This window comes from Mangrovicoccus sp. HB161399 (assembly GCF_013184745.1).
Taxonomy (GTDB): domain Bacteria; phylum Pseudomonadota; class Alphaproteobacteria; order Rhodobacterales; family Rhodobacteraceae; genus Mangrovicoccus.
In genome coordinates this window covers 17,461-28,465 of the sequence record NZ_JAATVU010000073.1, presented here as the reverse complement: position 1 = coordinate 28,465, position 11,005 = coordinate 17,461, and the positions used below count along the sequence as shown (strand labels likewise).

At 67.8% G+C, this 11,005-nt stretch carries 13 protein-coding genes; all 13 read right to left on the bottom strand.

Annotated features, from left to right (window positions below; genetic code table 11):
• Positions 1 to 196 precede the first annotated feature (196 nt).
• The 13 genes from HCC78_RS26140 to HCC78_RS26080 all read right to left on the bottom strand — a co-directional run bounded on the left by HCC78_RS26140 (position 197) and on the right by HCC78_RS26080 (position 10,845).
• Positions 197 to 664, bottom strand: coding sequence for an isoprenylcysteine carboxylmethyltransferase family protein (locus HCC78_RS26140; RefSeq protein ID WP_172331722.1), 468 nt, complete (start codon positions 662 to 664; stop codon positions 197 to 199).
• A 1-nt stretch (position 665) separates the two neighbouring features.
• Complete coding sequence (locus HCC78_RS26135) at positions 666 to 1,442, bottom strand: gamma-glutamyl-gamma-aminobutyrate hydrolase family protein (protein ID WP_172331721.1); 777 nt, start codon at positions 1,440 to 1,442, stop codon at positions 666 to 668.
• A gap of 193 nt (positions 1,443 to 1,635) precedes the next feature.
• A complete protein-coding gene (locus tag HCC78_RS26130) occupies positions 1,636 to 2,061 on the bottom strand; it encodes a heme-binding protein (RefSeq protein WP_172331720.1) in 426 nt (141 codons plus the stop codon).
• A 10-nt stretch (positions 2,062 to 2,071) separates the two neighbouring features.
• Positions 2,072 to 4,201 carry a malate synthase G gene (locus tag HCC78_RS26125; protein WP_172331719.1) on the bottom strand — a complete coding sequence of 710 codons (2,130 nt, stop codon included), beginning with the start codon at positions 4,199 to 4,201 and terminating at the stop codon, positions 2,072 to 2,074.
• 115 nt (positions 4,202 to 4,316) lie between these two features.
• Positions 4,317 to 4,457: a DUF2256 domain-containing protein gene (locus tag HCC78_RS26120; RefSeq protein WP_172331718.1), complete on the bottom strand. Its 141-nt coding sequence runs from the start codon at positions 4,455 to 4,457 to the stop codon at positions 4,317 to 4,319.
• 42 nt (positions 4,458 to 4,499) lie between these two features.
• Entirely contained in the window at positions 4,500 to 5,183 is a 684-nt protein-coding gene (locus HCC78_RS26115; protein WP_172331717.1) for a YafY family protein, read from the bottom strand.
• A complete protein-coding gene (locus HCC78_RS26110; RefSeq protein WP_172331716.1) occupies positions 5,183 to 5,557 on the bottom strand; it encodes a VOC family protein in 375 nt (124 codons plus the stop codon). Before HCC78_RS26110 ends, HCC78_RS26115 begins: the two co-directional genes overlap by 1 nt.
• Before the next feature lie 64 nt (positions 5,558 to 5,621).
• Entirely contained in the window at positions 5,622 to 6,101 is a 480-nt protein-coding gene (locus HCC78_RS26105) for a hypothetical protein (protein ID WP_172331715.1), read from the bottom strand.
• 165 nt (positions 6,102 to 6,266) lie between these two features.
• Entirely contained in the window at positions 6,267 to 7,007 is a 741-nt protein-coding gene (locus tag HCC78_RS26100) for a YebC/PmpR family DNA-binding transcriptional regulator (protein ID WP_172331714.1), read from the bottom strand.
• Between the two features lie 85 nt (positions 7,008 to 7,092).
• Complete coding sequence (locus HCC78_RS26095) at positions 7,093 to 8,871, bottom strand: SLC13 family permease (protein ID WP_172331713.1); 1,779 nt, start codon at positions 8,869 to 8,871, stop codon at positions 7,093 to 7,095.
• Between the two features lie 114 nt (positions 8,872 to 8,985).
• The gene (locus tag HCC78_RS26090; RefSeq protein ID WP_172331712.1) at positions 8,986 to 9,798 is read right to left on the bottom strand and encodes a TIGR00282 family metallophosphoesterase; all 813 of its coding nucleotides are present in this window, start codon (positions 9,796 to 9,798) and stop codon (positions 8,986 to 8,988) included.
• A gap of 42 nt (positions 9,799 to 9,840) precedes the next feature.
• Entirely contained in the window at positions 9,841 to 10,233 is a 393-nt protein-coding gene (locus HCC78_RS26085) for a hypothetical protein (protein WP_172331711.1), read from the bottom strand.
• Between the two features lie 474 nt (positions 10,234 to 10,707).
• Positions 10,708 to 10,845: a hypothetical protein gene (locus tag HCC78_RS26080; RefSeq protein WP_172331710.1), complete on the bottom strand. Its 138-nt coding sequence runs from the start codon at positions 10,843 to 10,845 to the stop codon at positions 10,708 to 10,710.
• Between the last annotated feature and the right edge of the window lie 160 nt (positions 10,846 to 11,005).

Genomic DNA, 11,005 nt, shown 5'->3' with positions numbered 1-11,005 from the left:
CGACGGTCGCGGGAACAAGCGCAACACGCCGCTCCCCAACCCCCAACTCAACCACAAATCCTAGTCTCAATACGTCTCTCCCGCGTTTCACTGCGGCCCGCGCGTCCCCCGGCGGGCGATCACGAAACCGCTATCACGGGATCGGCACCGCTCACAGGGCTGCCATCGTCGCGGTCCCGGAGACCAGTGCAGGACTTCAGGCCCAGCGGCGGGTTTTCGCGCAATAGGCCTCGAAGGCGGGTCCGAACTTCTCGTGCAGGCGCGCCTCTTCCGGAGCGACGAAACGGTCGGCAAGGATCCAGAAGAGCAGCGGCACCAGAGGCAAGCTCCACCAGGCGCCCCAGAACAGGCAGAACCCGGCGAGGATCAGCAGGTCGCCCAGATAGATCGGGTTGCGGCTGCGGCGGAAGATGCCGGACTGGACCAGCACCTCGGGCACGCGGTGCGGGATGACGGTGGCCTTCTGGCGGCGCATCTCGTCGATGGCCAGCACCGCGAGCAGGATGCCGCCGCCTACCAGCAGCCCAGCCGCCAGCTGCACGGCGGGTCCGCCGTCTCCGGGCCAGGGAAGCAGCTGCGATTGCGACCAGGCAAGGCACAGGCAACCGGCCAGCCAGACCGGCGGGATGTCAACCGCCTCGCGGAGCGACGCGAAGGAGGCCATCTCAGGCGGATTTCTGCGGCAGCCGCCCGCGCGACACCGCCCAGTCGCGCACCGCGCAGCCGAAGGCCTCGAAAAGCGGGCGGGAGACCGGATCGTTCCCGGCATTCCACTCGGGATGCCATTGCACCGACAGGGTGAAGCCCGGCGCGTCGCGGACATAGATCGCCTCGGGCGTCGTATCCTCGGCGCGGCCGTCGATGACGATGCGCGGCCCCGGCGCCTTGATCCCCTGCCCGTGAAGCGTGTTGGTCAGCACCCGCGGCGCGCCCATCAGCCGGTGGAAGACGCCGTTCGGGGTGAAATCGACGAAATGGCGCGGCTCGAACTTTTCCTCCAGCGTGCCGTTGGGCGGCATGCGGTGGTTCATCCGGCCCGGCAGGTCGCGGATTTCCGGATAGAGCGTGCCGCCCATCGCCACGTTCACCTCCTGGAAGCCGCGGCAGATGCCCAGGACCGGCTGGCCGCGCTCGACGCAGGCACGGATCAAGGGCAGCGCGATCGCATCGCGGGCGCGGTCGAAATCGCCATGCGCCGCGGTCGCTTCCTCGCCGTATTCTTCGGGGTGGACGTTCGGGCGGCCGCCGGTGAAGAGGAATCCGTCGCAGGCATCGAGCAGTTCGGGCACCGTCACCAGCCGCGGATCGGCCGGGATCAGCAGCGGCATCGCCCCGCAAACCTCGGACACGGCAAGAGAATTATGCGTCCCTCCGGCATGGGCCGGGTACTGGTCGTTGATCAGATGGCTGTTTCCGATGATACCGACAACTGGACGCGACATGGGACCCTCTCTTTCCTCGCTTCCGAGATAGCCCTCCCCGGCCGCCACGTCGAGGGTGCAGGGACGCACAGGCATGGTGCCACCCGCGCAAGCCGAAAAAATGTGCCGAAAATCTGCCTTTGAAGGAATAACATCCGCTGAACGGCGAAGGGCCGCGGAAATCCGCGGCCCTCCGGGTGCATCTTGCAGGAAATCAGGGCTTGCCGGTCAGGCCCGCCGCCGCGATTCCGGCCATGGCCGCCTCGGCATCGTTGTCAGAGGTGTCGCCGGTGACGCCCACCGCGCCGATCACCTTGCCGTCCGCCTCGAGCAGCACGCCGCCCGGCACCGGGACGACCGCACCGCCGAAGACGCCGTTCACGGCGGCCATGAAATAGGCCTGCGCCTCGGCGCGCGCCATCTGGGCGGAGCCGGGCATGCCCAGCATCACCGCGCCATAGGCCTTGCCATGGGCGATCGCGAAGCGGCCCGGCGCGGCGCCGTCCTGGCGCTCGAAGGCCTGCACGTTGCCGCCGGCATCCAGAACGACGGCGGAGAGCGGCTTCAGCCCCATCTCGGCGCCCTTCTCGAAGGTCTTGGCGATGATGGTGCGGGCCTGATCCAGGGTGATTTCGGTCATCGGTCTTTCCTCAGCTTGCAGCTTTGAGTTCCAGGCGGCGGGCATGCAGCACCGGCTCGGTATAGCCCGAGGGCTGGACGCGGCCTTTGAAGACCAGGTCGCAGGCCGCCTTGAAGGCGATCGTGTCGAAGGACGGCGCCATGTTGATATAGGCCGGGTCGCCTGCATTCTGCGCGTCGACCGTCTCGGCCATGCGCTTCATCGCTTCCATGGTCTGCTCCTCGCCGATCACGCCGTGATAGAGCCAGTTCGCGAGCGCCTGCGACGAGATCCGGCAGGTTGCGCGGTCCTCCATCAGGCCGACATCGTGGTAGTCAGGCACCTTCGAGCAGCCGACGCCCTGGTCGACCCAGCGGACCACGTAACCGAGGATGCCCTGGGCGTTGTTTTCGATCTCGATGGTCACGTCCTCGTCGGAAAGGTTCATGCCCTCCATCAGCGGGATGGTGATCAGGTCGGCCAGCGTGCCGCGCGCGCCGCCGGCCGCGATCTCGTCCTGGCGGGCGAAGACGTCGACCAGGTGGTAATGCGTGGCATGCAGCGTCGCGGCCGTCGGGCTCGGCACCCAAGCGGTGGTGGCGCCGGATTTGGGATGGCCGATCTTGGCCTCCAGCATCGCTTCCATCAGGTCGGGCATGGCCCACATGCCCTTGCCGATCTGCGCCTTGCCCTTCAGCCCGCAGGCCAGGCCGATATCGACGTTGCGGTCCTCGTAGGAGAGGATCCAGGGCTGGGTCTTCATCTGCCCCTTGGGCAGCATCGGACCCGCCTCCATCGAGGTGTGGATCTCGTCGCCGGTGCGGTCGAGGAAGCCGGTGTTGATGAAGGCCACGCGCGCCTTGGCGGCACGGATGCATTCCTTCAGGTTGACCGAGGTGCGGCGCTCCTCGTCCATGATGCCGAGCTTGACGGTGTTGTGCGGCAGGCCGAGCGCGGATTCCACCATGTCGAAGATCTCGACGGCGAAGGCGACTTCCTCCGGCCCGTGCATCTTCGGCTTCACCACGTAGACGGAGTCGTGGACCGAGTTGCCGCCCTCGCGCGCCAGGTCGTGCATCGCGATCATCACGGTGCAGAGCGCGTCCAGCAGGCCCTCGCCGATCTCGTTGCCGTCCGCATCCAGCACGGCCGGGGTGGTCATCAGGTGGCCGACATTGCGCACCAGCATCAGCGAGCGGCCCTTGAGGATCTTCGCCTCGCCGTTGGCGGTGGTGTAGCTGATGTCATGCGCCAGCGACCGGGTGAAGGTCCTGCCGTTCTTGGTGACGTCCTCGGTCAGGTCGCCCTTCATCAGGCCCAGCCAGACGCGGTAGGCCAGCGCCTTGTCGGGACCGTCCACGGCGGCCACGGAGTCCTCGCAATCCATGATGGTGGACACGGCCGCCTCGAGGATCACGTCGGAAATGCCGGCCGGATCGGTCTTGCCGATCGGGCTGGTCGCGTCGATCACGATGCGGATATGCAGGCCGTTGACCGTCAGGATCACCGATTTCGGCGCGTCCATGCTGCCGGTATAGCCCGCGAACTGGGCGTTGTCCTTCAGCGCCGGGACCAGGCCGGTGCCCTTGACCGACAGCGCCTGCACGTCCGCCCAGGACCCGTCCGCCAGCGGCACGACCTTGTCGAGATGCGCCTTCGCCCAGGCCACGACCTCGGCGCCGCGCGCGGCATCGAAGCCGCCCGCAGGCGGCGTGGAGCCCATGGCATCGGTGCCGTAGAGCGCGTCATAGAGGCTGCCCCAGCGCGCATTCGCGGCGTTCAGCGCATAGCGCGCGTTCATGATCGGCACCACCAGCTGCGGCCCGGGCACCGAGGAGAATTCGGGATCGGTCTTCGCGGTCTCGATGGCGAAGTCCTCGCCCTCGGGGACCAGGTAGCCGATCTCGCGCAGGAAGGCCTCGTATGCGGCGGCGTCATGCGGCTGGCCCTTGCGCGCCTTGTGCCACTCGTCGATCTGCGCCTGGATGCTTTCGCGCTTTTCCAGCAGGGCCTTGTTCTTGGGGCCCAGCTCGTTGACCAGCCTGGCCAGCGCGTCCCAGAAGACATGCGCCGTGACGCCGACGCCGGGAAGCGCCTCCGTCTCGATGAAGCTTGCCAGTTCCGGGTCGACCTGCAACCCGCTTTTCACCACACGATCCATGACCGCCTCCTGTTCCGTCGACTCGTGCCCTTAGGCTCGCGGAAGTCTGTGACATGGCAAGGGCAATCCTTTCCACCGGGCAGGAAAAGCTTTTCCGCGATATGGAAACCCGATCTCAGCGCGCCCGGCGGCAGCGGTCCGAGCAATAGCGGACATCGTCCCAAACCTTCGCCCATTTCTTCCGCCAGGAGAACGGCCGCCCGCAGGCGGCGCAAGTTTTCCGAGGAAGGTCGCGCTTTTCCGTCCGTTTCGCCATGCCGTACCTCCTGGCCCGCAGATAGGCGGCGGACGGGCCGGGTCACCCCCGCCGGTGCTTTCCGAGGCGGAAGAATTCGGCCAGCGTCCTGTCCTTCTCCTCTCGGAACGGTCCAGCCGGCTCCAGCGCCCCGATCCGGTCGAGCCGGAAGACGCGGAAATCGTCGCGCAGCTCGCACCAGGCAACCAGCGTCCAGACCTTGCCCCAGAACCACAGGCCCAGCGGCCGGACGATGCGCGTGCTCGCCGCGCCCGCCCCGTCGGCATAGCCGATCTCCAGCCGCTCCTTGGCCTGCACCGCCCGCTCGATCCGGTCGAGCCGCGCCGCCAGCTCGGGCGTCATCTCGGGGGCGACGGAATGGACGGCAACGGCTTCCGCTCGGGCGCGGGCCGTCTCGGGCAGCACGGCGGAGATCTTGCGCAGCGCGTCCTCGGCGCCCGCGGCCATCTCCGCCCCGCCCCAGGCCCGGATCAGCCGCGCCCCCGCGACCAGCGCGGTGATCTCGGCTTCGGTGAACATCAGCGGCGGCAGGTGGTAGCCCTCGGCCATGACATAGCCATAGCCCGCCTCGCCCTCGACCGGCACGCCCGAGGCCTGCAGATCGGCAATGTCGCGGTAGATGGTGCGCTCGGACACCTCCATCAGCGCCGCCAGCTGCGCGGCAGTGATGCGCCGGCCGCCGCGCATCGCATCGACGATGCGGAACAGGCGGTCGGCGCGTCGCATCAGGCGGCCGCCTCGAACAGGCCGATGCGGTTGCCGTCGGGATCGGCGACATAGACGTAGCGGCCCGGCGGGATGGTCACGGGCGCGCCGAGCACCCGGCCGCCGGCCGCCTCGGCCCGACTGGCGGCTTCCTCGATGGAACCTTGCGCGGAGAGGAAGATCACCGGACCGGCCTCCGCCCTGCCCGGCTCGCCCTCGAAGAGGTTGGCCGAGACGCCGCGGCCGTCGGTGGCGAAGGCGGCGACACGCTCGCCGCCCATTTCCATCAACGACAGCGTGCCGCCGGTGGCGGCCCGGTAGAAGGCGATGGCGGCATCGAGGTTGCGGACCGGAATCTCGGCCCAGACGTTGAAGTTGGCAGGCATGAAGCTCATGGGATGTCCTTTCCCGTTCGTGTTGACGGGACCCTTTTCCCATAGCCCTCCTGACAGCGTCCTGTCAGCATCCGTCGGGATCACCCTCCGCATCCGCATCGGGCCCGCGCCACCGGAGCCATTCGGCATGCAGCGCGTCGAGGTCGGGTCCGAACTTTTCGGCGATGGCGACCGCCTGATCCTCTCGTCCTGTTTCCAAGGAATGTCGGCTGAGCCTCTCGGCGGCCTCGAGAACAACGGGCCTCAGCGCCTCGCGAACCGGGCCGAAGTCCTGAGCGTCCCTTTCATGGCCTTCGAAAACTTCTCCCGAGCCCGGCCTGGGCATGTCCCGCTCGCGTCGGTTCGGCGAACTCAACAGGCGTTCGAAATTCGGCAAGCCGGTGGCCCTCGGAAACGCTCTCGACCGAGACCAAGCCGATTTTACCTCGCCTTCCCTCCCGGAGTTGCGGACCCTCTCGATGCGGTCCTCGCGGGGCATGTCCTTCCACGCAGACGCAGTCGACGCCGGATCCTGCGCTCCTTCCTTCGCCGCGTCATTCGCCATCCCTGGTCACCTCCTGCTTATGCAGGGCAGATAGGCTGGCCACACGGCACTGCAAGCGAACGGAACAGGCACGAAAAAACCGCCCCCGGAGGAGCGGTTCCCGATCTGTTCGCCATCTGTACCCAGCTGGCACGGGGCGTGCAATTGGCACGCCGCCTGCCGGGCTCAGAGCGCGGCCATGACCTCGTCGGAGACCTCGAAATTCGCGGTCACGTTCTGGACGTCGTCGTCATCCTCGAGGATCTCGATCAGCCGGAAAAGCTTCTGCGCATCCTCTAGCCCAAGCTCGGTCGTGGTCTGCGGCTTCCAGATCAGCTTGGCCGACTCGGATTCGCCGAGCGCTGCGTCGAGCGCCGCGGAGACGTCGTTCAGGTCGGTATCGGCGCAGTAGATGGTGTGGAACTCGTCATCCGACTCCACGTCCTCGGCGCCGGCCTCGATGGCGGCTTCCATGATGGTGTCGGCATCGCCCGCGGAGACGGGATAGACGATCTCGCCCTTGCGGTCGAACATGAAGCTGACCGAGCCGGTCTCGCCGAGGTTGCCGCCGTTCTTCGAGAAGGTCGAGCGCACGTTCGACGCGGTGCGGTTGCGGTTGTCGGTCATCGCCTCGACGATGATCGCGACGCCGTTCGGGCCGTAGCCCTCGTAGCGGATCTCGTCATAGCTTTCCGCATCGCCGCCGAGCGCCTTCTTGATGGCGCGGTCGATGTTGTCCTTGGGCATCGACTGGCCCTTGGCTTCCTTCACCGCCAGGCGCAGGCGCGGGTTCTTGTCGGGATCGGGGTCGCCCATCTTTGCGGCGACGGTGATCTCCTTCGAGAGCTTGGAAAACAGTTTCGACCGCGCAGCGTCCTGACGGCCCTTGCGGTGCTGGATGTTGGCCCATTTTGAGTGCCCTGCCATGGGTCCCTCTCCGTTCGACTTGCCTTGATCGGCGTGTCCATAGCGCAACGGACCCCCGGAGGGCAATCCCGTCGCGCATTGCCGGTCAGAGCGGGAAGAAGACCGGGATGGCCGCGGAGGCCAGGAGGCCCATGGTCAGGTTGAGCGGCACGCCGACCTTGACGAAGTCGCGGAAGCGGTAGCCGCCGGGGCCGAGCACCATGGTGTTGGTCTGGTAGCCGATCGGCGTGGCGAAGCTGGCCGAGGCCGCGATCATCACCGCGACCACCAGCGGCCGCGGATCGATGCCGAGCGCCTGCGCAAGGCCGATGGCGATCGGCGTGACCACGACGGCGACGGCGTTGTTCGATACCATCTCGGTCAGCACGGAGGTCAGCAGGTAGACGGCATAGACCACGAAGAAGGGCGGCAGCTTGCCCAGGAGCGGCGCCACCGCGTCGACGATCATCTGCACCGCGCCGGAGGCTTCCAGAGCCGCGCCGACGGCAAGCATCGAGAAGATCAGCGACAGCAGGCGGCCCTCGACGAAGGAATAGGCCTCGTCGGCATCGATGCAGCGCGTCACCAGCACCAGCGCGACGCCGAGCACGGTCAGCAGCAGGATCGGCGCCACGCCGAAGCCCGCGAGGACGACGATCCCGGCCAGCGTGGCGATGGCGATCGGCGCATGCTGGCGCCGATAGGCCCGCGCGGTGGGCGAGCTGACATCGACCAGCTCCATGTCCTGCGCCAGGCGGCGGATGTCCTCGGGCGCGCCTTCGAGCAGCAGCGTGTCGCCGACCCGGACCACGATGTCGTCGAGCTGGCGGCCGACATTCTGGTTCGAGCGGTGCACGGCCAGCGGATAGACCCCGTAGCGGCGGCGCAGGCGAAGGGAGCGCAGGCTGCGGCCGACCAGCTTGGCCCCGGGGGTGATCAGCACCTCGACGATGGCCGTCTGCACGGAGGACAGCTTGTCGACCAGACGCAGGTCCTTGTTCTGCTGGAAGCCCAGCAGCTCCTCCATCTCGGTGCGCAGCACGACGCGGTCGCCGGCCTCCAGAACGACGGAGGCCAGGTCGCGGCGCAGCGAGGCATCGCCCCTGAGCACGTCGATCAGCCGGACGCCCTCGCGCTTGAACAGCGGCACGTCGGTCGCCGGCCGGCCGATCAGCGAGCTGTCCTCGGGCACCGCGACCTCGGTGAAGAACTTCATCTTCGAGCGGCCCGACAGCATGGTCGCCATGCTCTCGCGGTTGGGCAGCAGGTGGCGTCCGAAGAGGCCGAGATAGATCAGCCCCCAGAGCACGACCAGAAGGCCGACCGGCGTCACCTCGAAGATGCCGAAGGGCTCCTGCCCCTGGGCGCGCGCGACGCCGTCGACCAGCAGGTTGGTCGAGGTGCCGATCAGCGTCACCGTGCCGCCGAGGATCGCGGCATAGCTGAGCGGGATCAGGATCTTCGAGGCCGCGATGCCGAGCGAGCGCGACAGCTGGATGAAGACCGGGATCATCACCACCACGACCGGTGTGTTCGACACCACCGCCGAGGCCGCCGCCACGAAGAGCAGCAGCACCGCCACGGCCAGCGCCGGCCGTCCCTTGGCGAAGACATCGATTTTCTGGATGAACCAGTCGAGCGCGCCGGTCCTGACCAGCGCCCCCATCACGATGAACATCGCCGCGATGGTCCATGGCGCCGGATTCGACAGCACGGCCACCGCCTTGTCATAGGGCAGGATCCCCAGAATCAGCATCAGGGAGACGCCGATCAGCGCCGTAACCTCGGCAGGATAGCGCTCGGTCAGGAACAGCCAGAACATGCCCAGGACCACGACAAGCGCAGCAACCGGCTGGCTTATCGGAATAAATTCATACCCAAGCATCCGGAAAGGCACCCACTCTTCTTCGCCCGCACAGATTGGTTGATGCAACCGCCTGCCACAAGGGACAAATGCGCCGCAACACGTGCGGCCCTCTGGCGCTTCCCGGAATGCGGGTCAGGGCGCGGCCTGCGCCAGCCGCCCGCCGTGGCGGACCATCTCCACCCGGACGGCGCGGCCGCTGGCATCGTCGGTCTCGACGAAGAGACCCGACAGCGTCGCCTCGCCCGAGGCCGGGGTGAAGCGGCCCTTGGACATCCCGGTGATGAAGCGGCGCATCGGCTCGTCCTTGTCCATGCCGATCACCGAATGGTAGTCGCCGCACATGCCGGCATCGCTCTGGTAGGCCGTCCCGCCCGGCAGGACCATCGCATCCGCCGTCGGCACATGGGTATGGGTGCCGACAACGACCGAGGCGCGGCCGTCGCACCAGTGGCCCATCGCCATCTTCTCGCTCGTCGCCTCGCAATGCATGTCGACCAGCATGGCGTGGATCTGCCCGCCGCGGGGATAGTTGCGCAGCACCGGCTCGATCGCCGAGAACGGATCGTCGAAGGGACGCTTCATGAAGACCTGGCCCAGAACCTGCGCCACCAGGATCCGGCGGCCGTCCACGGTCTCGAAGACCCGCACGCCCTTGCCGGGCGCGGCCTTGGCGAAGTTGATCGGCCGGACGATGCGCGGCTCGCTGTCGATGAAGGACAGCATGTCGCGCTGGTCGAAGGCATGGTCGCCGAGGGTGATGCAATCCGCCCCCGCCGCCAGCAGGTCGCGGGCATGGTCAGCCGAAAGCCCGTGGCCCGACGTGGCATTCTCGCCGTTGACCACCACGAAATCGAGCTGCCACGCCTCGCGCAGCCCCGGCAGCCGGGACATCACCGCTTCGCGGCCAGCCCGGCCCATCACATCGCCAAGAAACAGAATTCTCATCCCGCCTGCCTAGTGCGGGCGCGCGGCGGGGGCAAGTGCGGACTAGCTGTCCAGCAGGCCGAATGCCTGCAGCAGCACCGCTGCAAGGCCGCAATAGCCGGCGGCGGTGCCGCAGATCGCGCCGAACTTGCCGAACCGGGCAATGGCTTGCGCCTCCGCCCGCGGCCAGAGCCGCCGCCCCGCGCGTTCCCAGATGCTGATCGTCAGGAACAGGGCATGGACCGCGATCATCAGGACCGGGACCAGCATGAAGATGCTGAACAGCAAAGTTTCCGGGCCGAAGAAGCGCCAGAGCGCCACGGCAACCGACACCAGTCCCGCCGCCGCCAGCGCCAGCTGGGACACCAGACCCAGATCTCGCCCGATATCCCGCAGATGCTCCAGGAACTCCGCCTCCCGCCGGGCCCTGTCCTGCTCCGTGCCGTTTCCATCCATCGCCTTCCTCCTTTCCGCGGTTCCGCCCCTGCACAACTGCCGGGACGTGAAGGAACATTCAGGAAACACAAAGCATGGCGCAAGGTGAGTGACGCAGATGTCCGTCCGCCGGCGGAGCGCCGCGCAGCGAGCCGGGCAAACCGGGCGGCAGCGGGTTCGCCAGTCAAGCCCCGACAACCTCGGCAAACCGCTCGGGGCCACCTCTGGAGCGCGTGCCATCGCATGTTGGCGCCCCTGCCTCGCCATCGGCGTCCGGCCTTGGGGCCGCAGCAACGCCGGCAGGGAACTGTTCCGCACGGGCCGCCCGTCCGGCTGGCGCGCCATCGGCATCCCGCTCTTCGCCTCACACTCTCGGCGGCCGCGAACGCCGTCCTGACCGGCTTGGCCCATGTCACGGGCACTGCCTCCTCCGCCTTGGAATGGAGAGCGGACCTCCCGCCCCTGGCACTGCTCCCCTGTGCGCGCCACTCCACCTCAGGGCCGCGTCGCCACGACGCCGGAACGGCCCTGCCGGAAGCATTCGCGGAAGGGCTGCTTCCATTTCCCCGCCGCGACCATGTTCTTCGCCGCCGTGATGGCCGCGGCCGATCGCCATGCCGCCGTTGCGGTCATGACGGCCTTCTTTCCCGGCATCGCAAGCGGCGCCATGTCGGGCGGCCATGCCGCGGCAGGCGGGTTGCAAGCCGCGATCCATTCCGGCGTGCTGCAGAGCAGCTGCCTGATCAGCGCACGGCTAATGCCCCGCTCGATGGAGTTCCCCTGGGCGGCGATG

Bases quoted from the DNA above. Each gene is read 5' to 3' on its own strand.
- HCC78_RS26140 (WP_172331722.1), bottom strand. From the start codon at position 664: ATGGCCTCCTTCGCGTCGCTCCGCGAGGCGGTTGACATCCCGCCGGTC.
- HCC78_RS26135 (WP_172331721.1), bottom strand. From the start codon at position 1,442: ATGTCGCGTCCAGTTGTCGGTATCATCGGAAACAGCCATCTGATCAAC.
- HCC78_RS26130 (WP_172331720.1), bottom strand. From the start codon at position 2,061: ATGACCGAAATCACCCTGGATCAGGCCCGCACCATCATCGCCAAGACC.
- HCC78_RS26125 (WP_172331719.1), bottom strand. From the start codon at position 4,201: ATGGATCGTGTGGTGAAAAGCGGGTTGCAGGTCGACCCGGAACTGGCA.
- HCC78_RS26120 (WP_172331718.1), bottom strand. From the start codon at position 4,457: ATGGCGAAACGGACGGAAAAGCGCGACCTTCCTCGGAAAACTTGCGCC.
- HCC78_RS26115 (WP_172331717.1), bottom strand. From the start codon at position 5,183: ATGCGACGCGCCGACCGCCTGTTCCGCATCGTCGATGCGATGCGCGGC.
- HCC78_RS26110 (WP_172331716.1), bottom strand. From the start codon at position 5,557: ATGAGCTTCATGCCTGCCAACTTCAACGTCTGGGCCGAGATTCCGGTC.
- HCC78_RS26105 (WP_172331715.1), bottom strand. From the start codon at position 6,101: ATGGCGAATGACGCGGCGAAGGAAGGAGCGCAGGATCCGGCGTCGACT.
- HCC78_RS26100 (WP_172331714.1), bottom strand. From the start codon at position 7,007: ATGGCAGGGCACTCAAAATGGGCCAACATCCAGCACCGCAAGGGCCGT.
- HCC78_RS26095 (WP_172331713.1), bottom strand. From the start codon at position 8,871: ATGCTTGGGTATGAATTTATTCCGATAAGCCAGCCGGTTGCTGCGCTT.
- HCC78_RS26090 (WP_172331712.1), bottom strand. From the start codon at position 9,798: ATGAGAATTCTGTTTCTTGGCGATGTGATGGGCCGGGCTGGCCGCGAA.
- HCC78_RS26085 (WP_172331711.1), bottom strand. From the start codon at position 10,233: ATGGATGGAAACGGCACGGAGCAGGACAGGGCCCGGCGGGAGGCGGAG.
- HCC78_RS26080 (WP_172331710.1), bottom strand. From the start codon at position 10,845: ATGACCGCAACGGCGGCATGGCGATCGGCCGCGGCCATCACGGCGGCG.